The 25,837-nt window shown below is 73.7% G+C and carries 24 protein-coding genes and 1 pseudogene; 13 read left to right on the forward strand and 12 right to left on the reverse strand.

Features of this window, described 5'->3' with window-relative positions; all coding sequences use genetic code 11:
* Nucleotides 1-12: 12 nt before the first annotated feature.
* Nucleotides 13-306 (reverse strand): annotated as a pseudogene (locus ACFFRH_RS39325) (nucleoside hydrolase); the annotation flags it as partial.
* On the opposite strand from ACFFRH_RS39325, the gene ACFFRH_RS39330 reads away from it, so the two are divergent.
* The gene (locus tag ACFFRH_RS39330; protein ID WP_386162703.1) at nucleotides 191-700 is read left to right on the forward strand and encodes a transposase; all 510 of its coding nucleotides are present in this window, start codon (nucleotides 191-193) and stop codon (nucleotides 698-700) included. The pseudogene ACFFRH_RS39325 and the gene ACFFRH_RS39330 overlap by 116 nt on opposite strands.
* 301 nt (nucleotides 701-1,001) lie before the next feature.
* Here the strand turns inward: ACFFRH_RS39330 and ACFFRH_RS39335 are convergent, their stop codons facing one another.
* Nucleotides 1,002-1,862 (reverse strand): aldo/keto reductase, encoded by an 861-nt coding sequence (locus tag ACFFRH_RS39335; protein WP_386162640.1) that lies wholly within the window; start codon nucleotides 1,860-1,862, stop codon nucleotides 1,002-1,004.
* Nucleotides 1,863-1,972: 110 nt separating this feature from the next.
* On the opposite strand from ACFFRH_RS39335, the gene ACFFRH_RS39340 reads away from it, so the two are divergent.
* Nucleotides 1,973-2,872 (forward strand): LysR family transcriptional regulator, encoded by a 900-nt coding sequence (locus ACFFRH_RS39340; protein WP_386162643.1) that lies wholly within the window; start codon nucleotides 1,973-1,975, stop codon nucleotides 2,870-2,872.
* A 51-nt stretch (nucleotides 2,873-2,923) separates the two neighbouring features.
* Here the strand turns inward: ACFFRH_RS39340 and ACFFRH_RS39345 are convergent, their stop codons facing one another.
* Entirely contained in the window at nucleotides 2,924-3,142 is a 219-nt protein-coding gene (locus ACFFRH_RS39345; protein ID WP_386162646.1) for a hypothetical protein, read from the reverse strand.
* A gap of 270 nt (nucleotides 3,143-3,412) precedes the next feature.
* On the opposite strand from ACFFRH_RS39345, the gene ACFFRH_RS39350 reads away from it, so the two are divergent.
* A complete protein-coding gene (locus ACFFRH_RS39350; protein ID WP_386162648.1) occupies nucleotides 3,413-4,318 on the forward strand; it encodes a Sco1979 family transcriptional regulator in 906 nt (301 codons plus the stop codon).
* A 41-nt stretch (nucleotides 4,319-4,359) separates the two neighbouring features.
* Here the strand turns inward: ACFFRH_RS39350 and ACFFRH_RS39355 are convergent, their stop codons facing one another.
* Nucleotides 4,360-5,034: a pyridoxamine 5'-phosphate oxidase family protein gene (locus tag ACFFRH_RS39355; RefSeq protein WP_386162651.1), complete on the reverse strand. Its 675-nt coding sequence runs from the start codon at nucleotides 5,032-5,034 to the stop codon at nucleotides 4,360-4,362.
* Nucleotides 5,035-5,279: 245 nt separating this feature from the next.
* Here ACFFRH_RS39355 and ACFFRH_RS39360 point away from each other — a divergent pair, with 245 nt between their 5' ends.
* Nucleotides 5,280-6,314: a TIM barrel protein gene (locus ACFFRH_RS39360; RefSeq protein ID WP_386162653.1), complete on the forward strand. Its 1,035-nt coding sequence runs from the start codon at nucleotides 5,280-5,282 to the stop codon at nucleotides 6,312-6,314.
* A gap of 127 nt (nucleotides 6,315-6,441) precedes the next feature.
* Here ACFFRH_RS39360 and ACFFRH_RS39365 read toward each other — a convergent pair whose 3' ends face one another.
* Together ACFFRH_RS39365 and ACFFRH_RS39370 are read right to left on the reverse strand one after the other, a co-directional pair.
* Complete coding sequence (locus ACFFRH_RS39365) at nucleotides 6,442-7,020, reverse strand: HAD-IA family hydrolase (RefSeq protein WP_386162656.1); 579 nt, start codon at nucleotides 7,018-7,020, stop codon at nucleotides 6,442-6,444.
* A gap of 260 nt (nucleotides 7,021-7,280) precedes the next feature.
* Nucleotides 7,281-7,832, reverse strand: coding sequence for a CGNR zinc finger domain-containing protein (locus ACFFRH_RS39370; protein WP_386162658.1), 552 nt, complete (start codon nucleotides 7,830-7,832; stop codon nucleotides 7,281-7,283).
* Nucleotides 7,833-7,903: 71 nt separating this feature from the next.
* Between ACFFRH_RS39370 and ACFFRH_RS39375 the strand changes: the two genes are divergently transcribed.
* Together ACFFRH_RS39375 and ACFFRH_RS39380 are read left to right on the forward strand one after the other, a co-directional pair.
* Nucleotides 7,904-8,776: an alpha/beta fold hydrolase gene (locus tag ACFFRH_RS39375; protein WP_386162661.1), complete on the forward strand. Its 873-nt coding sequence runs from the start codon at nucleotides 7,904-7,906 to the stop codon at nucleotides 8,774-8,776.
* A 104-nt stretch (nucleotides 8,777-8,880) separates the two neighbouring features.
* Entirely contained in the window at nucleotides 8,881-9,291 is a 411-nt protein-coding gene (locus tag ACFFRH_RS39380) for a RidA family protein (protein ID WP_386162664.1), read from the forward strand.
* Nucleotides 9,292-9,438: 147 nt separating this feature from the next.
* Here ACFFRH_RS39380 and ACFFRH_RS39385 read toward each other — a convergent pair whose 3' ends face one another.
* From ACFFRH_RS39385 to ACFFRH_RS39400, 4 genes are all read right to left on the reverse strand, one after another.
* Nucleotides 9,439-10,113, reverse strand: coding sequence for a nucleoside/nucleotide kinase family protein (locus ACFFRH_RS39385; protein ID WP_386162667.1), 675 nt, complete (start codon nucleotides 10,111-10,113; stop codon nucleotides 9,439-9,441).
* Nucleotides 10,110-10,337 carry a hypothetical protein gene (locus tag ACFFRH_RS39390; protein WP_386162670.1) on the reverse strand — a complete coding sequence of 76 codons (228 nt, stop codon included), beginning with the start codon at nucleotides 10,335-10,337 and terminating at the stop codon, nucleotides 10,110-10,112. The genes ACFFRH_RS39385 and ACFFRH_RS39390 overlap by 4 nt, the downstream gene beginning before the upstream one ends.
* A gap of 73 nt (nucleotides 10,338-10,410) precedes the next feature.
* On the reverse strand, nucleotides 10,411-11,010 hold the full coding sequence (locus tag ACFFRH_RS39395) for a hypothetical protein (protein WP_386162672.1): 600 nt from the start codon (nucleotides 11,008-11,010) through the stop codon (nucleotides 10,411-10,413).
* Nucleotides 11,011-11,250: 240 nt separating this feature from the next.
* Nucleotides 11,251-12,492, reverse strand: a complete 1,242-nt coding sequence (locus tag ACFFRH_RS39400; protein ID WP_386162675.1) for a cation diffusion facilitator family transporter — start codon at nucleotides 12,490-12,492, stop codon at nucleotides 11,251-11,253.
* A gap of 48 nt (nucleotides 12,493-12,540) precedes the next feature.
* Here ACFFRH_RS39400 and ACFFRH_RS39405 point away from each other — a divergent pair, with 48 nt between their 5' ends.
* The 3 genes from ACFFRH_RS39405 (at nucleotide 12,541) to ACFFRH_RS39415 (ending at nucleotide 14,799) form a co-directional block, all read left to right on the forward strand.
* Complete coding sequence (locus tag ACFFRH_RS39405) at nucleotides 12,541-12,897, forward strand: ArsR/SmtB family transcription factor (RefSeq protein WP_386162677.1); 357 nt, start codon at nucleotides 12,541-12,543, stop codon at nucleotides 12,895-12,897.
* Nucleotides 12,898-13,126: 229 nt separating this feature from the next.
* Nucleotides 13,127-13,969 (forward strand): ArsR/SmtB family transcription factor, encoded by an 843-nt coding sequence (locus ACFFRH_RS39410; protein WP_386162680.1) that lies wholly within the window; start codon nucleotides 13,127-13,129, stop codon nucleotides 13,967-13,969.
* A gap of 68 nt (nucleotides 13,970-14,037) precedes the next feature.
* Nucleotides 14,038-14,799 carry an SRPBCC family protein gene (locus ACFFRH_RS39415; protein ID WP_386162682.1) on the forward strand — a complete coding sequence of 254 codons (762 nt, stop codon included), beginning with the start codon at nucleotides 14,038-14,040 and terminating at the stop codon, nucleotides 14,797-14,799.
* 69 nt (nucleotides 14,800-14,868) lie between these two features.
* On the opposite strand, the gene ACFFRH_RS39420 is transcribed toward ACFFRH_RS39415, so the two are convergent.
* A complete protein-coding gene (locus tag ACFFRH_RS39420) occupies nucleotides 14,869-16,293 on the reverse strand; it encodes an MFS transporter (protein ID WP_386162685.1) in 1,425 nt (474 codons plus the stop codon).
* Between the two features lie 47 nt (nucleotides 16,294-16,340).
* Here ACFFRH_RS39420 and pdxR point away from each other — a divergent pair, with 47 nt between their 5' ends.
* Complete coding sequence (pdxR, locus tag ACFFRH_RS39425) at nucleotides 16,341-17,819, forward strand: MocR-like pyridoxine biosynthesis transcription factor PdxR (RefSeq protein WP_386162688.1); 1,479 nt, start codon at nucleotides 16,341-16,343, stop codon at nucleotides 17,817-17,819.
* 193 nt (nucleotides 17,820-18,012) lie between these two features.
* Here pdxR and ACFFRH_RS39430 read toward each other — a convergent pair whose 3' ends face one another.
* Nucleotides 18,013-18,870, reverse strand: a complete 858-nt coding sequence (locus ACFFRH_RS39430) for an NAD(P)H-binding protein (protein WP_344744512.1) — start codon at nucleotides 18,868-18,870, stop codon at nucleotides 18,013-18,015.
* Nucleotides 18,871-18,985: 115 nt separating this feature from the next.
* Between ACFFRH_RS39430 and ACFFRH_RS39435 the strand changes: the two genes are divergently transcribed.
* The 3 genes from ACFFRH_RS39435 to ACFFRH_RS39445 all read left to right on the forward strand — a co-directional run bounded on the left by ACFFRH_RS39435 (nucleotide 18,986) and on the right by ACFFRH_RS39445 (nucleotide 25,495).
* A complete protein-coding gene (locus tag ACFFRH_RS39435) occupies nucleotides 18,986-19,402 on the forward strand; it encodes a winged helix-turn-helix transcriptional regulator (protein ID WP_344744511.1) in 417 nt (138 codons plus the stop codon).
* A gap of 253 nt (nucleotides 19,403-19,655) precedes the next feature.
* Complete coding sequence (locus tag ACFFRH_RS39440) at nucleotides 19,656-20,516, forward strand: DUF4132 domain-containing protein (RefSeq protein ID WP_344744510.1); 861 nt, start codon at nucleotides 19,656-19,658, stop codon at nucleotides 20,514-20,516.
* Nucleotides 20,513-25,495 (forward strand): DNA-binding protein, encoded by a 4,983-nt coding sequence (locus ACFFRH_RS39445; protein ID WP_386162692.1) that lies wholly within the window; start codon nucleotides 20,513-20,515, stop codon nucleotides 25,493-25,495. The genes ACFFRH_RS39440 and ACFFRH_RS39445 overlap by 4 nt, the downstream gene beginning before the upstream one ends.
* Nucleotides 25,496-25,837: the final 342 nt, after the last annotated feature.

The raw sequence follows: 25,837 nt of genomic DNA on the forward strand, positions 1-25,837 counted from the left end.
GGCGCCGGGGACGACGGGGATGTCCACGCAGCCGATGAGTTCGAGCTGGCGCAGGGCGTGGGCGGTGCCCTCCTCGACCCGGGTGTTGCCGGTGACGACGGTCAGGCCGAGGAAGTCGGCCTTCTTCCTGGCGGTGAGCATGAATGTGGCGACGGCGTCGTCGTTCAGCTGGCCCATGTCCACGTCGAGGATGACCTGCTCGCGCTGCCGAACCCGCCGATCACGGGCTGGGCCGCTCCCGGGGCGGGCTGACCACCAAGCTGCACCTGGCCGTCGAGCAGGCCAGAAGCTGTTGTCGCTGATCATCACCGCTGGTCGACGTGGAGACTCTCCGCAGTTCCAGTCCGTGCTGGAGCGAATCAGCGCGCCTCGGCTCGGATCGGGACACCCGCGCAAACGCCCCGACAAGGTACGTGCCGATAAGGCGTACGGCTCCCACGTCAACCGCGCCTACCCGCGTAGACGCGGTATCAGCTGCACGATCCCGGAGAAGACCGACCAGATCCGCCACCGCAAGAACCGGGGCGGCCGTGGCGGCCGGCCACCCAAGTTCTGTAAGAGCGACTACCGGGAGCGTCATGCCGTGGAATGCGGCATCAACCGGCTCAAACGCCACCGAGCCGTCGCGACCAGGCACGACAAGCTCGCCGTCCGGTACGAGGCTACCGTGACCATCGCCGCCATCAACGAGTGGCTGTGATCAACTTATGAAACAGGCCCTAGACACCCTCCGCGCGAGCGGTCGGCCGTACCGGCACCGAAGCGGTGCCGGTACGGCCGGAGCGCGCCTCCTCAGGCCGCCCCGCGTCAGGGGCAGGCCGTGCCGAGATCAGGCCGTGCCGAGATCAGGCCGTGCCGAGATAGGTCGCGCCGGGATCGGATCGCGTCGAGGCCGGGCGCGCCTCCTCAGGTCGCGTCGAGGTCGGGGCGCGCGAGGTCAGGCCGTGCCGGGATCAGACCATGCCGGGATCAGACCATGCCGGGATCAGGCCGTGTGGGGATCAGGCCGCGTCGAGGCGGGCCAGCTCCTCGGCCGACAGCTTCACGTCGACCGCGCCGACCGAGTCGCGGATGGTCTCCGGACGCGAGGAGCCCGGAATCGGGATCACCACCGGCGCCTTGGCGAGCATCCACGCCAGGCACACCCGCTGCGGGCTCACCCCGTGGGCCCGGGCGACGTCCGCGAACACGGCGAACCGCGAGCCCAGCTCACCGGCCTGCGAGATCCCGCCCAGCGGGCTCCACGGCAGGAACGCGATGCCCAGCTCCGCGCACAGCTCCAGCTCGGGCTCGCTGGAGCGGAACGACGGCGAGAACTGGTTCTGCACGCTCACCAGCCGCCCGCCGAGGATCTCGTTGGCCAGCCGGATCTGGTCGGGATCGGCGTTCGAGACGCCCGCGAAACGGATCTTGCCCGCGTCGAGCAGGTCGCGGATCGCCCCGACCGACTCCGCGTACGGGACCTTCGGGTCGGGGCGGTGGAACTGGTAGAGCCCGACGGCCTCGACGCCGAGGCGGGCGAGCGACGCGTCGCAGGCCCTCCTCAGGTGGTCGGGCGAGCCGTCCAGGGTCCACGAGCCGTCGCCGGGGCGCACGTGGCCGCCCTTCGTGGCGATCAGCACATCGGACGTGTCGCCGCCGTAGGAGGCCACCGCGCGGGCGATCAGGGACTCGTTGTGGCCGACCTCGTCCGCGCCCACGTGGTAGGCGTCGGCGGTGTCGATCAGCGTCACGCCCGCCTCCAGCGCGGCGTGGATCGCCGCGACCGAACGCTGCTCGTCGGGGCGTCCCTCGATCGACATCGGCATGCCGCCGAGGCCGATCGCGCTGACCTGGACGTCGCCGATTCGGCGTGTCTGCATGGGAGTTCCTCCTCGGAGATCGGTTGGTACGGCCTTCACCCTCTCCTGCCCCCGATTAAGCTGTCCAATAGAAGAAACCGATGCCTTTCAGCGGTCCAGGTGATGAATACGTGGAACTACGGCAACTGGAGTACTTCGTCGCCGTCGCCGAGGAGTGCCACTTCACCCGCGCGGCGAACCGGCTGCGCGTCGCCCAGTCCGGCCTGTCGGCCTCGATCCGCTCGCTGGAGCGCGAGCTGGGCGCCTCGCTGTTCCTGCGCAGCACCCGGCAGGTCGAGCTCACCCCCGCCGGGAGGGCGCTGCTGGTCGAGGCCCGGCGGGCGCTGTCGGCGACCGACGCGGCCAGGGACGCCGTCGCGGCGGTGCGGGGCCTGCTCCGCGGCAGCCTGGCCATCGGCTCGCTACAGTGCCTGCACGCGGTGCACCTGCCGGCCGTGCTCGCCCGCTTCCTGGCCGCGTACCCCGGCCTGGAGATCCGGTTGCGCCAGGGGGGATCCGGCGAGCTGATCGAGCAGGTGCGCACCGGGCGGCTGGACCTGGCGTTCGTCTCCCGCCCGGCCCGCTGCCCCGACGACGTCGTGGTCGGGCCGCTCGCGGACGAGCCGCTCGTCCTCGCCTGCGCGCCCGATCACCCGTTCGCCTCCAGAGAGAAGGTCGAGCTTCCGGAGCTGGGGGCGGAGCGGTTCGTGGACTTCCAGCCGGACTGGGGCACCCGGGACCTGGCCGACGACGTGTTCGCCGCCGCGGGCGTCGAGCGCCGCGTCTCGCTGGAGGTGAACGACGTGCACTCGCTGCTCGACCTGGTGACCTTCGGGCTCGGCGTCGCGCTCGTGCCGCGGTCCTTCGCGGTCAAGACCGACCGGGTGCGCTTCGTCGGGCTCGCCGGGGCCGTACCGGCATGGGAGACCGTCACCGTGACGGGCGACCCGACGAGCGCGGCGGCGGCCGCGCTGCTGCGCGAGGTCCACGAGGCGAGGGGCGGCCGGACCGCGCCGGAACCCATCACCTGAGTGTGCGGTACGGGCCGGCTCACTTGAACGTGCAGTAGAGGCCGATCTCGCTCAGCTCGGCGGCGGGACCGTCCGCAGCGGCGTGCCGTCCGGGCGGTAGAAGCGGACCGCCTCGTCCGGCCCGGAGTGGACGACCGAGGCCGAGCCGGGGCCCCAGACGTAGTCGGAGCGGTGGTCGTCGCCCGGCACCCGGGTGACGCGGGCGGTGCGCGAGACCACGTCCACGATCACGAAGCCCCTGGTGCGCTGCTCCTCCCCGAGCCGTCCCACGACCCTGGTACCCGTCCACGCGTTCGGGATCCCCCGCCCGTACGGGGGAGATATCGGGCATGGTCTGGCTTTCTCTCCGAGGAGTCCATTCGAGATCACCAATTATGAAGATTTACTCGCCTAAAGTAGAGATCTCTGGAGAAGAGATGCGGACTTCTCCGGGCGCCGCGCCCACGTGGCGCGGAGTCCGTGTCTCACTACGGGAAACCACCCGGACGTGAAAAGCTTGAACACTCACCGACCGGCCGGTCGCGGTTGAAGGGAGCGAACTTGCGCGTTGTTCGGGCGACGGGCGAACAAGCCGAGGGTCAGAGCCCGGATCACCGGCAGGCCGGGCCCACCGTGGTCCGCATGCTGGTGGGCGCGCAGCTCCGGAAGCTGCGCGAGAACGGCCACATCACGCGCGAGGAGGCCGGAGAGGCGATCCGCGCGTCACATTCCAAGATCAGTCGCCTGGAGCTGGGGCGGACCGGCTTCAAGCAGCGCGACGTGGCCGACCTTCTCACCCTCTACGGGGTCGTCGCCGACGCCGAGCGCGCCCCGCTGCTCGCCCTGGCCGCGGAGGCCAACAGGCCCGGCTGGTGGCAGGCCTACGGCGACGTGGTGCCCCCCTGGTTCGACGCCTACCTCGGGCTGGAACAGGCCGCCTCTCTCATCCGCAGCTACGAGGTCCAGTTCGTCCCCGAGCTGCTGCAGACCGAGGAGTACGCCCGCGCCCTCATCCGGCCCGCCTGCGCGGGCGCCCCGGAGGCCGAGATCGAGCGCCGTGTCGCCCTGCGCATGGAGCGCCAGCGGCTCCTCACCCGGCGGGAGCCCGCCACGCTCTGGAGCGTCGTCGACGAGGCCGTGTTGCGCCGCCCCGTCGGAGGTCCCGAGGTGCTGCGCGCCCAGCTCCGGCACCTCACGGAGATCGCCGAACTCGGCCACGTCACCCTCCAGGTGATGCCGTTCAGCGCCGGAGCGGCCGCGGCGGCGACGGGCCCCGCGACGATCCTGCGTTTTCCCGAGGGCGAGCTTCCCGACGTGGTCTACCTCGAACAGCTCACCGGCGCCATCTACCTGGAGAAGCTCACCGACGTCGAGCGCTACTGGCACGTCATGAACCGCCTGGGCATCGAAGCCGAGCAACCGGCCGCGACGCCGGCCATCCTGCACCGCATCCTCAAGGACACCTGAGCCGGGGCACGGAGGAGACCGCCCCGGAAGCCCCGTGGCGGTCAGGGGTCGCGCCGGATGCGACGGCCGGTGACCTCGGTGGCGGCGATCCTCACGTACAGCTCCCGCTCGCCTCCCGCCCACGGCCGGACGCCCAGGGCCGCGAGGGCGGCACGGTCCTCCTCCGAGGAGACATGGTGGACCCCGCCGCGCACCAGCACGCTCCAGCCCTCGCGTCCGGCGTCGTCGATCCGGTCGACCTCGAAGGCCACCTTGGACTCGACCCCCTTGACCCCGGTGCGCAGGGCGTCGTCGAGCGGGCCGCCGAAAGCGGTGCGAAAGATCACCGAGCTGCCGTGCAGGGCGTAGTTGACCGGCATGATCACCGGCCCGTCGATCTCCTCGAAGGCGATCCGGCCCACCCCGCCTGGGGTGATGAGCCGCAGGCACTCGTCTCGGTCCAGCTTCTCCATCCGGGGCCGGGAGTCCGGGCGGCCCCGGTCCGGCGGCAGGTCGAGGTTCCCGCCGAGCAGCTCCTCGGGCTTGGTGTCCAGGGCGGTGGCCACGCGGTTCACGGTGCCGGTGTTCGGCGAGGCCACGGCGTCCTCCAGGTAGGCGAGATAGCCCGGGTCGATCCCGGCCCGCCTCGCCAGCTCGTCCCGGGTGAGGCCGAGGTCCTCGCGCCGCCTGGCGATCCGGCGGCCGAGGTCGCCCGGGGCCGATACGTGTCCAGTCATGGGATTCTCCAGCTGAGAAGATCGATGTCGCTGCGAGTCCGGGGCTCCTCCGGCTCCGCGCCCCCCGATCGGCATCACCTGAGGCCTCCCCTGAGTCGCGCGCCCCTAATCCGGCGCGCGGACGACCCGCCCCGCGGCCCCACCTGGGGGAGCCTCTCCGTCCCCGGCACGCGCGGGGTGACGTGGCGTCTACGATGGGCTTTCTTGGGAAGCGCTTTCCGAAGGGTGGCGGAGGGGGAACCTCGATGAAGTTGGCGTTCAGCACGCTCGGCATGCCGGGGCAGGGCCTGGGCGAGGCCGTCGCGACGGCGGTGGAGTACGGGTGCGCCGGGCTCGAACTCCGCCTCCACCCCGACACCGGGGTCCACGCCGGGCTCTCCCCGGCACGGCGTGCGGCGGTTCGCGCGATCCTCGCCGGGTCGCCGGAGGGTCACCCGGCAGCCACGGGGGCGCCGGGTGGCCACCGGAAGGGCGCCGGGTCGTCAGGTGGCCGCTCGGAGGGTGCCGGGGTGCCGGGTGGTCACCCGGAGGGCGCTGGGACGCCGGGTGGTCACCCGGAGGGTGCCGGGGCGCCGGGCGACGGCGGGCGAGGCGTGCCGGGCGACGGATGGGAAGGCATGCCGGGCGCTGGAGGGGAGGGCGCGACGGGCGCCGCGCGTCCCGCCGGTGGCGGCCCGTCCGTGACCGTCCGGCCGGAGGTCTCCGCCCTCGCCGGATACGTCAGGATCGCCACGGCGGGACCGGACGAACCCGTCGTGCGGGCGCTGCGGGACGACCTGGCGCTCGCCGCAGACCTGGGCGCGCCCGCCGTGCGGGTGTTCCCCGGGGGAGACGACGTCGAGACGGGGGCGCGGAGGCTGCGCGCGGTCGCGGACCTGTGCGTGGAGTCGGGGGTGCGGGTGCTGGTGGAGACCCATGACGCGATGCCGACCGGTGCCGCGGTCGGACGGCTGCTGGACGCGGCGGGCGTTCCCGAGGCGGCGGGCGCGCTGTGGGACGTACTGCACCCGTGGCGGCACGGTGAAGAGCCCGCGGAGACCCTGGCGGCGCTGGCCGGGCGTCTGGCGTACGTGCAGATCAAGGACGCCGTCTCGGCCACCGACACGACCCCGGTGCCGATGTGGGCGGGCGGGGTCCCCCTCGACGAGTGCGGCGAGCTGCTGCGCGGTTTCGGGGGCTGGGTCTCCCTGGAGTGGGAGCGCGTCTGGTACCCGCACGTGGCGCCGGTGGAGGAGATCCTTCCCGGGGCCCGCGAGTGGGTCGCCCGCTTCTCGTCGTGACCGTCGCCACGCATGGTGCCCGGCCGCGCCGAGCGGGAAGTCGCCTCGTGCGCGGCCGTGCGCGGCTTGCGCGGTCGTACACGGCTTGCGCGGTCGTGCGCGGCCTACGCGGTCGTGCGCGAGGCCGTCAGCCCGCGTGCGGGACGGCGGGCCACTCCGGGTAGAGGAGGGCGTTGATGCCGAGCGCCGCCGCGGCGCGGACGTTGACGGCCCGGTCGTCGAGGAAGGTGACGTCACCGGGAGCGGCGTCGAGGTGGCGCAGGACCTCCTCGAAGATGGCGGGGTCGGGCTTGGACAGGCCCATGCGGCAGCTGTAGAAGCGGTGGGCGAACGCCGCCGACCAGGGGGCGTCGTCGATGGCCGCGGCCAGCGGCTCGGGGGCGTTGGACAGCAGGGCGAGCCTGTGGCGTCCGGCGAGGTCCTCGATGCCGCGCAGGGTCTCCGGGTTCAGGTGGAACCAGCTCTCGACGTCGGCCGCGTCGAGCTTGGCGACGAGCGGGTCGTCGTCGGCGAGCGACCTGCCGAGAACCGCGCCCCAGTACAGGTGGGAGGCCTGGCCGAGGTCGTAGGCGTCGCGGTGGCGCCAGTAGCGGTCGCGGAAGGCCGCCTGGTCCTGGCCGAGCAGCTCCGCCATGGAGGCCGTCGCGTCGGAGGGCTGCGGCATGGAGATGACCTCGCCGTAGTCCAGCAGCATCCATGTGGTCACGGGCTCTCCTCGTCCTCGGAACGGTCCTGCGCCGGCGGCTCCGGTGTCACCCCGATGTGGCGGGCGGGCCCCGCCCGCCCGGCCCTGACGCGTCGCGCGCTCGGCGGGACGGGGATGATCATTGATCGTTCGGGGCCGTTCCGGAACTCTTTCGTGTTCATTCGATCGTACTTCGTGTTTGATTTCAAGACGTAGATCTCGGCCGCCCCGGCGGGAACGGGATTCCGGCGTCGTGTCCCCGGCCGTACGCCTGCCCGGTGTCATGTGTCTGCCGGTTCGCCGTGTGCCGGTCGGTCGCCGCCGTTCCGGTTCGTCGCGCGCCGGTGGTGCCGCCGGGCCTTGAGGCGGTTGCCGCAGGCGGCCATCGAGCACCAGCGGCGGGTGTTGGCCCGGCTGTGGTCGACGAGGAACAGGCGGCAGTCGTCGTTGGCGCACGGGCGCAGGCGGCCGGGCAGGGTCTCCTGGAGGTGTGCCCAGGCCAGTACGCAACGCAGGCCGAACGGGTCGGCGGAGCCGGTGTTCAGCTCCCAGCGCACGCCGTCGTCGCCGACCGACGGGGTCTGCGACACCCCTTCGAGGAAGGGCTCCAGGGCCCGGGCGGGTTCCTCGCCCCTGACGACGCGGGCGACCGCGTCCCTGACGCGGCGGGCCGAGGCGACGGCGGCCGGTGAACGGGGCAGGTCGCGTTCGCCCAGCCATCGGGCCGCCTCGCGCCGGTCCTCCAGCGCGTCCGTGGGGACGCCGTCGACCACGGGTGTGGTGTTGAGCAGTTCCACGAGGAGGTCAACGTCCGCTGTAACCACCTTGAGCATGTTGACAGGTTAGCAGTGGTGGTGCTTCGCTGGCCGTGAATAACTCCCTCGACGACTCAAAGGGGTTAGGCATGAATGAGATGGTCCACTACCGCACCGCCGTCGTACGCGGGCAGGAGATCTTCTACCGTGAGGCCGGGAACCCGGACGCGCCGATCCTGCTCCTGCTGCACGGCTACCCGACGAGCTCCCACATGTTCCGTGACCTCATCCCGAGGCTGGCCGCCCGATACCGGCTCGTCGCGCCCGACCACCTCGGCTTCGGCTACTCCGCGATGCCGTCCGTGGACGACTTCGACTACACCTTCGCGAACCTGGCAGAGCTCACCACCGCCTTCACCGAGCGGCTCGGCCTGTCGCGCTTCGCCATGTACGTGCAGGACTACGGCGCGCCCATCGGCTGGCGGCTCGCCACCGCTCACCCGGAGCGTGTGACCGCGATCGTCACCCAGAACGGCAACGCCTACCTCGACGGCCTGGACGAGGACTTCTGGGCCCCGATCCGGGCCTACGGCACCGACCCGTCCCCGGCCACCGAGGCTCCCGTCCGTCAGTTCCAGACACTTGAGGCGATCCGCCGGCAGTACACCCACGGCGTCCCCGACGAGACCCTCGTCAGCCCCGACACCTGGCATCACGACTTCGCGCTGCTGCGGCGTCCGGGCAACATCGAGATCCAGCTCCGGCTCGCCCGCGACTACGTCACCAACATCGACCTCTACCCGGCCTTCCAGGAGTACTTCCGCGCGAGCCGGGTTCCGCTGCTCGCCGCCTGGGGAGCCCACGACGAGATCTTCGGGCCGGACGGCGCCACGGCCTTCCGGCGTGACCTGCCCGACGCGGAGATCCACCTGCTTCCCACCGGTCACTTCGCGCTGGAGAGCCACGGGGCCCAGATCGCCCGCCTCGTCGACGACTTCCTCGGCCGCAGGCTTCCCCGCTGACCGCCGGTTACCGGCTACCGGCCACCTTCGGCGTGTCAGGAGGGCCGAAGGAGGGAGGATGGGCGCGGCACGTGACGCACGACGCCGTACGACGAGGAGAACCGATGATCCGCCGCTGGAATCCACCCGGCCCGGCCGCGCCGCTCGGCCGGTACAGCCACCTGGCCGCCGCGCCCGCCGACCACGAACTGCTGATGATCTCCGGTCAGGTCGGCGTCCTGGAGGACGGCACCCTCGCTGGCCCGGACGCCGAGTCGCAGGCGCGCCAGGTCTTCGCCAACATCGAGAGCCTCCTGCGCTCCGCGGGCGCCGGTCCCGAGCACCTGGTCAAACTGTTCACCATGCTCTCCGGCACCGAGCACCTGGCGGGCTCGCGCGCGGCGCAGGGCGAGGTGTTCGCCAGGTGGTATCCGCGGGGGGACTTCCCCGCGCACTCGCTGATCGTGGTCGCCGCGCTCGCCGCCCCCGGACTCGTCATCGAGGTCGAGGGCGTCGCCGCCGTCCCGCGCGGCTGACTCCGGCTCGTCCTTCCGCCCGCCCCGGGCCGTCCTTCGCCGTCGGCCGCCGCCGATCCACTCGTTCGTGGTCCGTGCGGGAGCGTCCCGCCTTCCCCACAAGGCCTCAGGGCTCCCCGCCCGCGCCTCGGGGTTCCCGTCCGGGCCTCAGGTGGTGGTGATCGTCAGGTCCGCGCGGGCGCGGACGTCGTCGCGGAGGTGGAAACGCTCCTCCTGGGCCGCCCAGCGGTTCCAGTGCGGGGCGTAGAGATCGCCGTCGCGTTCCAGCGCGCGGGCCTTGCGCACCTCGTCGGCCGCCTCCAGCCACAGCAGGCCGCTCAGGTACGGCGCGGCGGCGAGGGCACCGGAGCCGGTGCCGTCGAGGACCAGGATCCCGGTGGCCGGGACCTCGTGCCACTCCGCGTAGGCGCCCTCCGCCCAGTCGTAGCGGCGCCACCGCGCGGGCCGGTCCAGGCTCAGCGGTCGCAGGACCCACCCGACCAGCGCGTCGACCCCTCCCAGCAGGCCGTCCCACCCCGGGTAGAGGTCGTCCATCCGTACGACGGGCGCGGCCAGTTCCGCGGCCACGGCGGTGGCGAGGGTGGACTTGCCCGACCCCGAGCGTCCCTCGACCGCCAGGACGCGGGTGCGGCCCGCACGGGTGGGGCGGGTGCGCAGCCAGCGCGAGATCCGCGGCATGTGGCCGTTCACGTCGGTGTCACGGGGGCCGGGGTGGCTCACGGTGCAGCACTCCCGGGGCTCACGGCGCGCTCCGGGCGACCTCGCGAGCGCGCTCCGGGCGACCTCACCGGCGTACTCCGGGTGACCGGAGGGCGCGGTCACGCGCTCCGGCGGGTGCGCCAGCGGGTGAGGATCTCGCGGTCGGAGTCGCGCTCCTCGACGTCGCGGCGGCGCTGCTCGTCCTCGTCCTGGGCCAGGGCGAGCCAATCGGAGTATTCGGGGTCGTCACGGTCTATGTCGCGGGTGCCGTCGATCTTGGTGCCGTTGGCCAGCGTGGTCGTCGCGGGGACGCGGAGGGTGCCTCCCGGCAGCATGGTCACGTTCATGGCGTGGCCTTTCCGTCGTCTCTCTGTCCGCTGTTCGCCCAGCATAGCTCCGGGGGTCGCGGCACGCCCACGGTCACCCGATGCCGTACTGCCCCGACAGCTGGTGATACACCCGTTCGGCCTCCGCCTCCGCGCCGATCAGGTGGAGCAGCCGGGTCGCCCTCCGGGTGAGCACGCAGGCGAAGGCCTCCGCGAACAGTTCGGTGACGTCGTCGCGGTAGGGCGGCCGGAGGCGGCCGCGGGCGCGGGCGTGCAGGTCGGTCCAGAACGGGGAGTGCGAGGGCAGCCGGTCCATGTGGTCGGTGGCGTGGCCGATCTCGTGCCCGCACACCGACACCGAGGGCGAAGGGGCGCTCCCCACCCCGATCCGCCGCTGCCGGGGGTCGTAGACGCCCGCGCTGCGTTCCCAGAGGCCCGCCTGCAGGGGCAGCGCGACGCCGCGCAGCCATTCGAAGCCGGGAAGGTCGGGCACCGATCCGGGCCCCACCACGATGCCGCCGCTCAGGTGGGTGGTCAGACGGGTGGCGAGAGCCTGCGGCACGGCCGCCAGCGTCAGTATCGCGAGGAGTGTTTCCGCCGGTGGGAACGTGCCAGGCTCCCAGGTGCGCGTCAGCCGCACCTCCAGTGGGCCGACGTGCAGCCAGCCGGGGCGTCCTCTGCTGTGGTCGGCCAACGCAGCCGCTTCTCCTGGATCGGGGGGATCGGGGGCCGCCACGGCTTGCGGGCCGGGCCGGGCGATCCGGTCCGCGGGCCGCGACGGTGATCACGCGAGACTACCTCTCCCGCGCCCGGCCCGTGCGAGGAGGTGTTCGCGGGCGCGGGCGCGGTCGCGGTGAGGGTGTCCGGCAGGGCGTTCTCGCGAGCTTCCGGTCCGGCGACCGTCCAGTACGGCGACCGTCCGGTACGGCTCCGCCTACCGGTGTCCGGCCAGGACGGCGTGGTGGTCGGAGCCTTCCCGGTCGTCCGGGTCGGCGTGCACGGTGGCGGCACCCAGCCGGGGCAGGTGGTGGATCAGCCGGTGCTCGGCCTCCACCGACACGGCGTGCGCCTGGAGCAGCGACAGGTCCTCGCCGACCACGATGTCCACCTCGGCGCGCAGCGTGTGGCCCACCCAGCGCAGTCGCACCGATCCCACCCGCCGCACGCCGGCGGTGGCGGCCAGGATCCGCTCCGCGCTGTCGACGAGCGCCGGATCGACCGCGTCCATCAGCCGGTGGTAGATCTCGCGGGCCGCGTCCCTGAGCACGAGGCAGATGGCCACCGTGATCAGCAGGCCGACGATCGGGTCGGCGATCGGATAACCCAGTGCCGAACCGCCCGCGCCGAGCAGCACGGCCAGCGAGGTGAGGGCGTCGGTTCGGGCGTGCAGCCCGTCGGCGACCAGCGCGGCCGATCCGATCCGGCGCCCGACCGCGATCCGGTAACGGGCCACCCACTCGTTGCCCGCGAAGCCGATCACGGCCGCCGCGGCGACCCAGCCGATCGCCCGTACCTCCTGGGGGTCGACCAGGCGCCGCGCGGCCTCGTACCCGGCGAGCGCGGCGGAGGCGGCGATGACCAGGACGATGGCGATCCCGGCCAGGTCCTCGGCCCTGCCGTAGCCGTAGGTGAACCTGCGGGTGGCCGCCCGGCGCCCGAGGGAGAAGGCGATCGCCAGCGGCAGCGCGGTCAGCGCGTCGGCGACGTTGTGCAGCGTGTCACCGAGGAGGGCGACCGAGCCGGAGAAGACGACGATCACCGCCTGGACGGCGGCGGTCACCATGAGCACGGCGAAGGAGACGGCCAGTACGCGCATCCCGCGACTGCTGGACTCCAGGGCGGTGTCGGTCTTGCTCGCGCTGTCATGGCTGTGCGGGGTGAGGGCGTGACCGACCCGTGAGAGCAGCCTGCCGAGCCGACGGCCCGTCGGTCGTCGGTCGTGGCCGTGTTCGTGATGATGCCCGTGGCCGTGCTCCCGAGACTCGCGGGCGTCGTCCCGTCCGTGCCCGTGCCCGTGCCCGTTCTCGTGCCCGTTTCCGGGTTCACGCGCGAGCCCGTGCCCGTGCCCGTGCCCGTGCGGTGGGGCGTGCGCGGGCTCGTGGCCCTGACCATGGGAGGAATCGGGGCCGGTGCGTCCGTCGGGGGACGGAGAACCGGCGTCCTGCTGGTCGGACATGGCTACCTCGTTTGCTGCCGGCACCCTTTTTCCGGAGTATATGTAGTCATGTATGCACGCGACAACGAATCAGGTGACAACTCGTCGCAGGAGCAACCCTCCGGCGCCCAGGTGGAGGCCGCCGTCGAGGCCTTCCGGATGCTCAGTGACGCCACCAGGCTGCGTCTGATGTGGCTGCTGTCGTCGGGGGAGTACGACGTCGGCTCGCTCGCCGAGGCCGTCGGGGTCGCGCGTCCGTCGGTCTCCCAGCACCTGGCGAAACTCCGTCTCGCCGGGTTGGTGGACACCCGCAGGGACGGCCGCCGCGTGCTGTACCGGGCCCGTGACGCCCACGTCCGCGCGCTCATCGGTGAGGCCCTGTTCCACGCCGACCACGAGGTCTCCGGCATCCCGCGCCACGACTGAGGGAAGCGTGACCGGTGTACGCGGAAGCGCTCGGCCTGACTGCGGGGGACGCTCGGCCTGACCGTCCGGGAGTGCTCGGCTTGTGTACGCGGGGGCGCTCGGCTTGTGTACGCGGGAGTGTTCGGCCGGCGTGCGCCGGATGACGGCGACCCGGCCGCGGGCTTCTCGCGGTCGCGCCCAGCCGCGTTGTCAATTGACAGATTAATTTGTCCAATGGTTCCATGTGGGGGTGGCCGCGACCGAGATGACACTCATGGACGAGCCCGACCGTCTGCGTGTGGCGCTTCCCCCGATCCGCCGCCGGCTCCTCGCTCGTCTGCGCGAGCCCGCCTCCGCCGTCCAGCTCGCGGCCGAGTTCGACATGCCGCGCCAGCGGGTCGGTTACCACCTCAGGGTGCTGGAGGAGGCGGGTCTGATCGAGCTCGTGGAGGAGCGCCCGCGGCGCGGCTTCGTCGAGCGCGTCATGGGCGTCACCGCGAACGCCTTCCTCGTCGATCCCGGCGTGCTCGACGCACCCGGCAAAGCCGACGGAGTCCCCGAAGCCGACGGAGCCACCGCGGGCGCCCAGGTGGGCGGGGCCGGGGAAACCGGCGGAGACGGTGGCGAGCAGCCCACCGGGGGCGCCGGGGCCGCCGGGGTGGCCGAGGTGGCGGGGGTGGCGGGGGTGGCCGGGAGCTTCCGCCGGGTCGCCGACCAGTACGCCGCCGAGCATCTCGTCGAGGTGGCCGCAGGCACCGTGCGCGACGTCACCCGCATGGCCGCCGCCGCCGACCGGCAGGGCGCCCGGCTGCTGACCTTCACGCTCGAGGCGCGGGTGCGCTTCGCCGAGCCCGGCGACGTGCACGACTTCACCGACGCGCTCGCCGACGCCCTCTCACGGGTCGCGGCCCGCTTCGACACTCCCGGGGGGCGGCCCTACCGTCTCGTCGCCGGCGGGCACCCGGCCCCCGGCGCGCGAGAAACCACCGGACCTCCCACCCCTGATACGCCGGAAACCGGTGCGTCCCCCGCCCCCGGCGCGCGGGGGAGCAGCGGGCGTCCGGCCTCCGGATCGCCGGGTGCAGGCGGTTGACATCCTTCCCGGGACCCCGGCCCCGGGACCCGGGTCCGAGCTTTGCTTTCCCCGTCGAGAGGCATCCGATGACAGACGAGCCGTTCTCCCTTGAGGTCACCATCGCCCTACCCGTCGGCGACGTGTGGAGCGCGCTGCGCGATCCCGAGTCGATCCGGCGCTGGCACGGCTGGCACTTCGACGGCCTCGACAAGGAGATCGAGGTCATCTACCACCAGAACGTCGTGGAGTCGGCCGCCGAGCACCGGCTGGAGGTCCAGGGCGGAGACCTGTTCGAGCTGACCGACCTCGGCGGCCGTACGAGCCTGCGGATGACCCGTGCCCCGCGCGGCGGCGACCCCGAGTGGGACGCCTACTACGACGACATCACCGAGGGCTGGATCACCTTCGTCCACCAGCTCGCGTTCGCCCTGGAACGGCACCCGGGCGCCGACCGGCGCACGGTCTTCCTCTCCGGCGCGGCGGCCACGCCGGTGCTGGAGGCCGCCGGCCTCGCGGCGGTGGCCGGGCTGTCCCCGGCGAGCCCGTACGAGCTGGAGGGACCCACCGGGGAGACGCTGCGCGGCGAGGTCCGGTTCCGCACGGCCAACCAGGTCGGCCTCACCGTCGAGAGCTGGGGAGACGGCCTGCTGGTCGCGACCCGGAACCCGCCCTCGCCCGCCGGTCCCGGCGGCGCCGCCATGATGGTGCTCACCACGTACGGCCTCGACGACGCCGCGTTCGCCGACCTCGAATCCCGCTGGAACGCGTGGTGGGGACGGAACTTCCCCGAACCCTCCGCGAACGGCCAGGACGACCCCGCGGGCACCGAGCGGGTCCCGAACGGGTGAGGTCGGACGCGCCTTCCCCGAGGCAGTGAAGGTCCCCGAACGGCGGCTCCCGACGTCCTCCGCCCGCTCTCACCGGGTACGGAGCCCCGCCCGGTCGTACAGGGCGGGGGCGAGTGCGGTGAACAGCACGGCGGCGGTGACGGCGAACCCCACCGGGTAGCCCACCGCCCCGGCGAGGAGGCCGAACCCGACCGCGCCGGCGCCGAGCCCGGCGTCGTAGGCGAGGTTCCATGCCGCGCTCACCTGGCCGAAGGCGGATTCGGGGGCGCGCTCGAACATCAGCGCCAGGGTCGCGTTCTGGGCCATGCCGAACCCCGCCCCGAACAGGCCCATGCCGACGATCATCGCGAGGGGGACGTCCACCCAGAAGAGCCCGGCCGTGCCGAGGGCGGCGGCCAGGACGGCGGGGACCAGCAGGCGAGCGGAGCCGTGGCGGTCGCCGTACCGCCCCGCCGCCCAGCGCGCGAGCGGCGTGACGCAGGACTGCGTGAGCAGGGCCAGCGCGACCAGGTCGTACGACCCCTCCGGCGCGGCCAGCGGGAGGAAGGTCAGCAGGACACCGGCCGCCGGTGTCACCATGGCGAAGACGATCGCGGGCCTGGCGACGCCGCCGTCGCGGAGGACGCCGAGGATCCCGCCCCGGGTCCCGCTCCGGCTTCCGCTCCGGGGCCCGCTCCCGATTCCGTCGTGGGTCTCGCTCCGGCTTCCACCTCGGGTCCCGTTCCGAGTTTCGCCCTGGGACCCGCCGTGCTTTTCGGCCCGCGCTCGCAGGGAGGGCAGGCCGGGTACGGCGGCCAGCCCGAGCAGCGCCGACGCCGCCCCGGCGACGAAGACGGGTCCGTGGCCGATGTGCTCGCTCAGCCAGAGCCCCAGCGGCAGGCACGCGATGGAGGGAATCCCGACGGCCACCCCGTACAGTCCCAGCCCCTCGCCGCGACGGTCTGCCGGCACCAGTTCGGCCATCAGGGCCGCGCCGGCCACCACCACGAGCCCGAGCCCGGCACCCCGCGCCAGGCAGATCCCCAGGACCGGGGGCATCGACGCAGACGCCGGCAACAGGAGGGCGGGTGCTCCGAGCAGGAACAGGCCCAGCGCCATGACCGTCCGGTAGCCGTACGCGCGCAGCAGGCCGGGCGCCGCGAACTCCGTCAGCACGGTTCCCAGCATCATGGTGCCGGTCGCCAGGCCCGCGCCCACACCGCCCGCGCCGGACGTGGCCGCGTACAGGGGGACGACGGGCGCCAGCAGGTAGAAGCCGCCGAGGGCGCCGAGCGAGGCGACCAGCAGCAGGACCACCGGGCGACTCAGAATGCGGGGATCCGGGACGCGGGTGCCCTTCTCCTGCGCCTCCCCGCCGTCTCCCCGGGTCTGCGCGGCGTCCTCCCAGGGCTCCTCCCGGGTCTCCTCGCGGTCTTCCCGGGCTCCCGTGGTGTTCCCCCGAGTCTCCCCGGCGTCCTCCCGGGTTTCGTCGGCGGTGCTCCTGTGGTGAGTCATGGGCCGACCCTAGAGTGGAAACCGGCTCGGCGATAAGGTCCGGTTTCATGTCGATCGAGTGGACCGGTTCGGGGCCGGAGCTCCTGTTGCGGGTTGACAGGAACCGGCCGGAACCCTTGCGTGAGCAGCTGGAGAGCGCGTTGCGCGAGAGCATCCGCGCCGGTCGGCTGGCCGCCGGTGAGCGGCTCCCGTCCTCACGCGCCCTCGCCCGTGACCTCGGCGTCTCCCGCGGCCTGGTGACCGAGTGCTACGCGCAACTGCAGGCCGAGGGCTACCTCGTCACGCGCGGCGGCTCGGCCACCCGCGTGGCCGCCGCCGCCCGCCCGCCGGTGGACGCGCCGTCACCACCCGCCACGCTCGCCGGGCCCACCGCGCTCGTTGGACCTGTCGCGCTCGCCGGGCCCACCGCGCTCGCCGAGACCGTCGGGCCCGTCGGGATCGACTTTCGGCCCGGTGTGCCGGACCTGTCGAGTTTCCCCCGCGAGCGATGGAGCCGTGCCCTGCGGCGCGCCTGCCGCGACGTGCCCAGCGACCTGCTCGGCTACGGCGACCCGTACGGTGACCCGATGTTGCGCGACGTGCTCGCCGCCTACCTGCGGCGGGTTCGCGGTGCCGCCGCCGACGCGGCGCACACCGTCGTGTGCGCGGGGTACGCGCAAGGACTACAGCTCGTCCTGCGTGCGCTGGCGGGGGAGGGGGTGCGTGTCGTGGCCGTGGAGGATCCCGGCGACCCCGACCACCGCGCCGCCGCCGCGATGGCGGGCCTCGACATCGTCGCGGTACCCGTCGACGAGCACGGTGTCGACACCGGCGCGCTCGCGGCCACCGGCGCGCGTGCCGTGCTGCTCACCCCCGCCCATCAGTCGCCCACCGGGGTCGTGCTGGCTCCCGGCCGCAGGCAGGCACTGATCGCCTGGGCCGTCGCCCGCGACGCGACGATCGTCGAGGACGACTACGACGCCGAGTTCCGCTACGACCGCGAACCGGTCGGGGCCCTGCAGGGTCTCGCTCCGGACCGGGTGGCGCTCCTCGGCTCGGTCAGCAAGTCGCTCGCCCCGGCCCTGCGTCTCGGATGGATCCTCTGCCCGCCCCGGCTGTCCGCCGACGTCGCGCGCCAGAAGCGGCTCGCCGACCGCGGCTCGCCGGTCCTCGACCAGTTCGCGCTCGCCGACCTGCTGCGGTCGGGTCACTACGACCGCCACCTGCGCCACATGCGGACGCGCTACGCCGCCCGGCGCGCGGCCCTCGTGGACGCGCTGGGGCGGTACGCGCCCGAGGTCGAGGTGCGCGGGCTGGCCGCCGGTTTCCACGCGGTCGCCCAGCTGCCGCCGGGCACGGACGAGCGTGCCGTGGTCGAGGCCGCCCGCCGCCGGTCCGTCGCGCTGTACGGGATCGGCGGCTATCTCCTCGACCCACCGGAACGACGGACGTCTCCCGCTCGGCTCGTCCTCGGGTTCGGCAACCTGACCCCGGACGCCATCTCCGACGGCATCGCCGCCGTCGCGGACCTGCTGCGGGGTGGCTGAGCCGGCACGGGTCCCGAGCCGTCCGGTGCCGTTCCTTCGCGGGAGTTCGGGCCCGCTTCGAGTGGCCGCTTCGTCATGACGGTGCCCGCCCGCTTCCGGGCGATGGCTTCGCCCTGATTCGTCATGTTCCGCCATGAGAGGTCGCGCTCGCGTCCGGACGCTCGCTTCCGGGCGGTGGAATCGTCGCCGGAGTTCACGCCTCCTTCAGGATGGCGGTCACCGACTCGCGCAGCGGCGTGGTGGGGCGGCCGATGAGGGCGCTGAGCTCGCCCGGTGTGTGGGAGAGGGCCCCCTGGGCGATGTCGAGGTCGATGTCGGCGTACATGGTCGCCACCGGTTCCGGCAGGCCCGCGTCGATCAGGGCCCGGAGGTGGTCGGCGTGCGGGAGATCCCGGTAGACGACCGGCCTGCCGGAGACCGCCGACGTCTCGGCGGCCAGCTCGGGCAGGCTCCACGCCGTGTCGCCGGAGAGCTCGTAGATCTTGTCGCCGTCCTCCTCGCCGGTGAGCGCGGCGACGGCCGCGGCCGCGTAGTCGGCACGGGACGCGCTGGCGACGCGGCCCTCACCGGCCGCGCCGAGGATCGCGCCGTGCTCGACGCCCTGGAGGACGGACGCCGCGTAGACCTCGGTGTACCAGCCGTTGCGCAGGAAGGTGAACGGGATCCCGGAGGCCCGGATGTGCTCCTCGGTGCTCCGGTGCTCGGCGGCCAGCCCCAGGGGCGTGGTGTCGGCGTGCAGCACGCTGGTGTAGGCGATGCGGGCGACCCCGGCCGCCCTGGCCGCGTCCACCACGGCGCGGTGCTGCCCGAGGCGCCGCCCGACGGCGTCGCTGGAGATGAGCAGGACCGTGTCACCTGTGGCGAAGGCCCGCTCCAGCGTCTCCGGCCGATCGTAGTCGGCCTCCCTGATCTCGACGCCGCGTGCGGCCAGGTCGGCGGCCTTGCCGGGGTTTCGTACGGCCGCCGCGACCTGGTCCGCGGGCACGCTCTCCAGCAGGCCGTCCACCACCAGGCGGCCGAGCTGTCCGGTGGCACCGGTGACAACGATCATTTCGCTTCTCCTCGTTCGAAGGGGTCGCCGCCAGGTTAGTACTAACTAATCTATAGTGCCAACTAAAAGTTAGTGCTTTCTTTTGTGTGGTGCGGCGAGAAAGTAAAGTGGACGGATGGACGACCAGGCCGCGATCCCGCTGGACGAGTTCAGCCAGCTCACCTACGACGTCTTCATGCGCGGATGCGTCTCGCGCGAGACGATGGAGCACATGACCGGCCGCTGGGGCATCCTGGTCATGGTCGCGCTCCACGAGGGGACCTACCGCTTCAACGCCCTGCGCCGCCGGGTCGACGGGGTGAGCGAGAAGATGCTCGCCCAGACCCTGCAGGCCCTGGAGCGTGACGGCCTGGTCCACCGCGAGGCCGAGCCGACCATCCCCCCGAAGGTCGAGTACAGCCTCACGCCGCTCGGCGGCCAGGCCGCCCGGCGCCTGCTCGACCTCATCGAGTGGCTGGAGGGTGAGATGCCCGCGGTGATGGCGGCCCGAGCGCGTCACGACCAGGCCAGGGAAGACCGGCGGACGACGTAGGTCCCTCGCCCGCCACGCCGGGACCTGTCGCCGGAAGCCCGGAAGCCCGGAACCCGGATCCTCCACGAGGCCCGCCGCCCGTCGTGCCGGGATCCGGCCGCCGTGCGAAGGTCCTGATGCCGTGGCGTGGGACCAGGGCGGCACCGAGTACCGGTTTGTCGGTCCGGGGCGTTAGCGTTCCGCGCATCACGGTCGCGGGTGACGAAATCCCCGCGGGCTTCGGCGATCCTTCCATGGTGAAAGGCGGGACCCTTTGGGCTGGCTGGCGGCGGGCGACGGGTACGAGGTCGCCCTGGTGGAGGGCCGGGTGGCGGCGAGAGCCACCACGGGCCGGGTGGCGGGACGGCAGCTGAAGTCGCTGCCCAAACAGGTGCGCGAGCACCCCGAGGTCGAGCGGCTGCGCCGCCTGGCCGAGTGGCTCGACCGGCACGAGGCGACCTGCGTCGCACGGGTGGACGCCTGGATGGTGTCGTCCCTGCCCGTCCCCACCGGGCTGGTGGCCCGGGTGTGGCCGGACGAGGCGTGGCGGTCGGTGCTGCGCGACCTCGTGGTGGTCGGCGACGACGAGGCGGGCTTCCTGCGGGACGTCACCGGCTCGGGCGAGCTGCGGACGGTGAACCTGGACGGCGAGACCGTCCGGATGTCCCCCGAGACCGTGACCCTGCCCCACCCGGTGCTCCTCCCCGACCTGGAGGACCTGCGGGAGTTCGCCGCGGAGCTGGGGGTGACCCAGCGCGTCGAGCAGATCCACCGGGCGACCTGGGAAAGGCCCGCCGAGCACGCGGAGAAGGCCACCGAGGTGACGGAGTTCGCCGGGGGGAGATTCGCCTCCCGGTTCGGTCTCGCCGCCCGCGCGACCTCGCTCGGCTACCGCGTGTCGGGCGGCTACGCCACCTGCGCGGTGCGCGACGCCGGGCGGAGCGCCGAGGCGTCGGTGTGGATCGGAGAACCCTACTGGGACGGTGACACCGAGACCGGCAACCTGACCTGGAACGACCCCGACGGCAGGCGGCTTCCCCTGCGGGAGGTCGGCCCGGTGGCCTGGTCCGAGGGAATGCGCATGGCCGCGGCGCTGTACGCCGGCCGCAACGTCGAGGAAGGGACGAACACGTGAGCGGCGCCACGTCGTCAGCGAGCACCTCAGCGGTTCCCGAGTCGCGGGAGGCCACCGGCACCGCCGGGGCGCGGGAGCTGCTGGAGGCCGGGGCGGTCCTTCCGCCGGGCACGGACGGCGGCGAGCGGGCGGTGCCGCTGACCGCGCGCGCCTACCGGCACCCCGGCCTGGAGGACAGGGTGGTGGTCCGCCTGGTCGCCGAGGAACTGGGCGCGGCGGAGGACGCCGCGGCGGCCTTCCTCGGGCTGGAGCCGGACGGCGAGCCGGCCGTCGTCGGGGTGGGCCTGCGGCGCTCGCTCGGATTCCCCGAGTGGGTGCTCGTGCACCATCCCGAGGACGGCCACCACGCGCTCGCCCTCGTGCCGGAGCTGGACCGCGCGGGCCGGCAGGCGAAGTCCAAGCCGAAGGCCGCGCTCGACGCCTACCAGCGGCTCGCCACCCAGCTGGCCGGGTCCGTCCCGCACTTCCTGCCGACGTTCCTCGAACAGGCGGGCCGGGTGTTCCTCTCGGTGGAGAACGCCACGTACGCGGCGCAGATGTTCGTCCAGGCGCGCAGGGCCGAGACCGAGCACGGCCTGCCCGTCGACGAGGACCGGCTCGACGCGGTGTTCCTGGAGTTCGCGCTCGCCGGGGCCCTGCCGGTGAAGGCCTTGTCCGTGTACGCCAAGGAGCTGGCGGGCCGGGTGACGGCCGACGAGGCCCTGCGCAGGATCCACCGGCTGTGCGTGCGCCGTACGGCGGGCGGGCTGTCGCCGTCCGCGCAGATGGCCGTCGAGCTGCGCCGCCTGGCCAGGGCCGCCGGACGGGACGCGGACGCCGAGGAGCAGTCGTACCTGGTGGACCTGCTCGGACTGCCCGCCACCTCCGGGGCGCCGCTGGGCTGGTGGAAGGCGCACCGCCAGGCCCTGGTCGCCCTCGCCGGGCGGGAGCCCGCCTTCCGCGGGACGCTGCTGAACACGATGCCCGCCAACGGCGACGACGGCATGCCCGCACTCTGGCTGGAGGTGCTGGAGGAGTCGGGCGCCACCGCGGGCCTGGGAGAGGCCGAGGTGCCCGAGCACGAACGGCCCGCCGACGGCACGGCGGGCTGGCTCGAGCGCTTCCTGGCCATCTGGAACCCCGGCCGACGGGGAACACCGGGGCTGCCCGGCCTGTACGCCCTGGTCGAGCGGGTGGCGGGACGGCTGCGCGCCGAGCTCGCCGCGACGGGCGGGACCGTGCCCTTCAAGCCCGACCCCGACCTGGTCGACCTCCTGCTGTCGCTGGAGATACCGGTCGCCGATCCGGGCGACGACGCGCGCCTGCTGCTGGAGCCCTGGGCGCGGGGGGAGGAGGGGCGTGACCTGCTCGCGCTGGCCGCCGCCCCCCGCTTCCGGCCCGCGTTCCACCGCGCCGCCGAGGCGTTCGGCGACGACACCGACGGGCACCGGGCCGTACGCCGTCTGGCTGCCTCGCCCGGCGGCCGGACGATGCTGGCGGAGTGGGTGGCCGCGGTCGCCCGGCGCTCGGCCGCCAACGGCCTGCCGCAGCTGCCCGAGGCCCTCAGCCGGCTGACCTGGCTGCCCGGCGAGGCGCTGGTCCTCGCCGAGGAGGAGGTCGCCGAGGCGGTGCGGGCCGACCTCGCCGCCGAACTCGCCAGGACGCTGCGCGGCGGGCTCCTCGACGAGCTGGGCTGGCCCGCCTGGGAGGAGGCGGTCGCCGGCCTCGTCGACCCGAAGAAGCTGGACGACGTCGCGACCTCCGACGCCTGGCCGGACCTGATCGTCTCCGGCCCCTCCCAGGCCAGGGTCATCGGCCCGGACGGGACCGTGCTCGTCCACGACCTGCGCCCCGCGCCGGACGGCGTCTGGGGCGACCCCGACTTCCAGTACGTCGACGGCGAGCTGCTCGTCTACTGGGGCACCCACGGTGACGGGCTGTGCGGATACTGGCACTCCTCCGCCGGGAGGATCCTCTCGCTGGAGGGGGAGATCAGCTGGTGGAGGACGGACAGCGGCACGGTCACCCTGCCGCTGCCCGGTGGCGGGCGGACCACCGGTGAGGGTGTGCTGCACCCGGGCGACACCGCGGTGCCCCGCAGGCGCGCCCTGATGGGTGACGGGACCTCGTTCTGGGTCTGGGACGGCGATGCCAAGGACTGGCGCGAGCACGACCCGGTCACCATGACGAACGGCAGGTTGAGCATGCCCGGATTCCTCGCCGACGCGCTGCGCTCGGCACCGCCGGGCAGCACCTTCCGCGACGGCTGGGTGCTTCCCGCCCCCTCCGGCGAGGCCACCCCGGCCGGAGTCCCGGTGGACGGCCTGCTCGGCTGGCGGGTGGTCGAGCTGCCCGACGGATCGCTGCGCGGCGAGGACCTCGCCGGTCGCGCCGTCACCCTGCGCGGCGGCCGGGACGGGCACGGCCGGCCGTCGCGCGCGGTGACCTTCCCCGGCGACGACCGGCCGTGTGCCGTCGTCCCGGGCTACCGCGACGTCAAGCTCGTCGACCCGGAGGGCGTCGTCGTCGCGACGGCCTCGCTGCAGGGCGGGCCGGGGACCTTCGCGGAGGGCAGCGCCCTGCTGCCACCCCTTCGCTACTGGCACCACATGCGGCCCCGTGACCCGGAGGGCTCGTCGGCCCTGCGCCGGATCGACGGGGAGACGGCGGCGGCCCTGCTGAAGGCCGCCGCGGCCGTCGAGTCCACCGAATCCGCTCATCCCACCGGTCCCGGACAGTCAGGGCAATTCGGTCAGCAGGGACAGCCTCCGCGGTCGGCGCGGGAGGAGCTGCGCGACCTGGTCCGCTCCCTGCTGCCGCAGGTCACCCACGACGCGCTGATCGCCGGGATCGCCGGGGTGGTGGCGTTCGCCGCCGCCCAGCGGGCCACCCTGGACACGGCGGCGGCCAGGCTCGCCGCCGCCCTCGCGGGCGAGCGGGGGAAGGGAGAGCCGGAAGGCCCCTCCGACCGGCTGCTCACCGAGGCACTGAACGGCCTCGGCGCCGTGGCCCCCTACTGGGGGTGGAGGGAGACGTCCCACGGCATCTTCCAGCAGCTGCGGACGATCGGCCACGAGAGGCGGACGCCCTCCGGCCGGACCGTCCGCGTCCACCTGGACGGGCCGCCGCTCGCGCACCTCTCCCTGGAATGGGAGCCGCTGCTCGACCGGTCGGCCGCGCTGGCCTACCGGGCGGCGTCGGCGTCCGATCCCGGGCAGGCGGCCGCGCTGCGCGAGCTGCTCTCCGAGTTCGAGGCGCTCGGGCTGGCCTCCGCGGCCGAACCGTCCTCGTGGCGCCGTTTCGTCCTGCGCCTCGACGGCGCCTGGGTCGACAACGCCCGCAACGGCCGTCCCGATGGCGGGCGCAACGTGCTCCCGCTGGAGGACGGCGCCCTCATCGCGTTCCTGACCTCCGGCTCCGACAACGGCGGCTACCGCTTCACCGCGCTCTTCCACGACCCGGCGGGCCGCTTCGCCGTACCCCACCCCTACACCGTGTGCTCCTCGGGTCCGGTCGGTGAGGCCAGGCGGGCGGGCTGGCTCGGGGAGTTCCTCACCGAGCTCGCCGGACGCGGCCCCGCGCCCTGGCGGCCGGAGAGCGCCGAGGAGTTCGCGCGCCTCACCGGGGTGACCGGGACGACGGCCCGGCTGGTCGTCGCCGGGCTGCCGTACGTGGACACCTACGAGCGCGGCTTCCTGCCAGCCGACCTCCGGGCCGCCCTCGGGGTGAAGGCGGCCGACGCCGCCGTGGCCAAGGACGAACTGCGCCAGATGGACGCCGACGTACGGCGGGAGGTCGTCGGCGCGCTGCTGCCCGAGCGCCCGGCCGAGCTGTGGACCGAAGGCCCGGACGTCGCCGCCGCCGCGCGAGTGTGGAACGCCAGGGTGGGGCGGCGGGCCGCCGTCCCCGAGTGGCTCGTCGGGGAGGCGACCCGCGCGGTACGCACCGGATGGGAGCCGAGCCGGGCGCTGCCCGCCCTGCTCGACCCGGCCTCGGCGCCGGAGCTCGGCACGGACCTGCGCTGGCGGGTGAAGGGTGACCGGGTCTCCCCGGCCGACGGCGGCGGCACCGGATTCACCCAGTCCACGCTGGTCTCCGCGATCGCGCTGAGCGCGTGGCTCGCCCACCGGCTGCCCTCCGGCGATCCCGTGCGGGCCGCGCTGCCCGCGGTGCTCGCCGCGGTCAGGGACCGGCTGGCCAATCCCGACCTGCTGCTCGACCTGGGCGAGTACGTCGACCTTCCCGGATTCCGCAAGGTCGCCGGGGCTCCCACCGAGGTCGCCGAGGGCTGGGAACGCCACGGTGCCGTGATCATGGCCACCCATGACGACCGGCCCGCGCCGGGCCTGCGCGTCGCCCTGCTCGACGCGGCGGGCGGCGATCCCTACCTGCCGGCCCTGCGTGCCCTGACCGGCCACCCCGAACGGCCCTTCGCCGCCGAGCTGGCGCTGCGCATCGCCCGCGATCCGCGTTTCGAGGCGCTTCTGGCCGACCCCGGAGACCCGGTCGCGGGGGAGCGCGCGGCCGACGGCACCTGGTGGCCGCAGGACCCCTCCCGTTCCGTGCCCGCGCTGCTGTCCCAGGTCGCGGGGGAGTACGGACTGGGCCCGGACGCCGCGGCGCTCTACCTGGCGCTGCTCGCGATGCCGGATCCCACCGACAAGAACGTCACCCGGTGGACCGGCTGGAAGCCCGCCCGTTTCAAGGCGGCCCGCGCCGAGCTGGCCGCCACCGACCTGGTGGTCGAGGCGGGCCGCACCCGCGCGGGCCGCTCGCTCTTCCTGCCGGGGGCCTGGGCCGAGCTCAAGGCTCCGAACGTCCCGGTCGAGCGGTGGAAGTTCCCCCTGCTCGACCTGGTCAGCGAGGAGAGCGCGGTGCTCGGGGTGGTCGTTCCCGCCGAGCCCGTCGCCGACCTCTACGCCAGGGTGTGGCGGAGGGTCCGCGACGGTGACGTCCCGCGCTTCGAGGAACTCCGCGTGCGGCGTGGCAGGCGCCGCTGACGGGTCCCTCTCTCCGCGTGGCCCTCCTCCCGCGGTTCCCACCGCAGGACTCTCCCCGCAGGCACTCTCCCCGCGGGGGGCTCTTCCCGCGGGCACTCTCCCGCACGGCCCCTCCCCGCACGGCTCCTCCCCGCGCGGACTCTTCCCGAGGGGAGGGGCCTCGCACGGTGGGCCGCGCGGACGAACCGGACGCGCGGACCTCCACGACACGGATCGCTCTCCGTTGGAGAACATCCGTTCTCACCAGGCCTGACCGGCCGGGGCGCGGGCTCGTCGCACGCGTCCCGGCCGGGCCGGGCAGTCCCCGACCGGACCTCGGCCGGACCGGGTGGTTTCAGACCG

This window comes from Streptosporangium vulgare (assembly GCF_042428775.1).
GTDB classification, from domain to species: domain Bacteria; phylum Actinomycetota; class Actinomycetes; order Streptosporangiales; family Streptosporangiaceae; genus Streptosporangium; species Streptosporangium vulgare.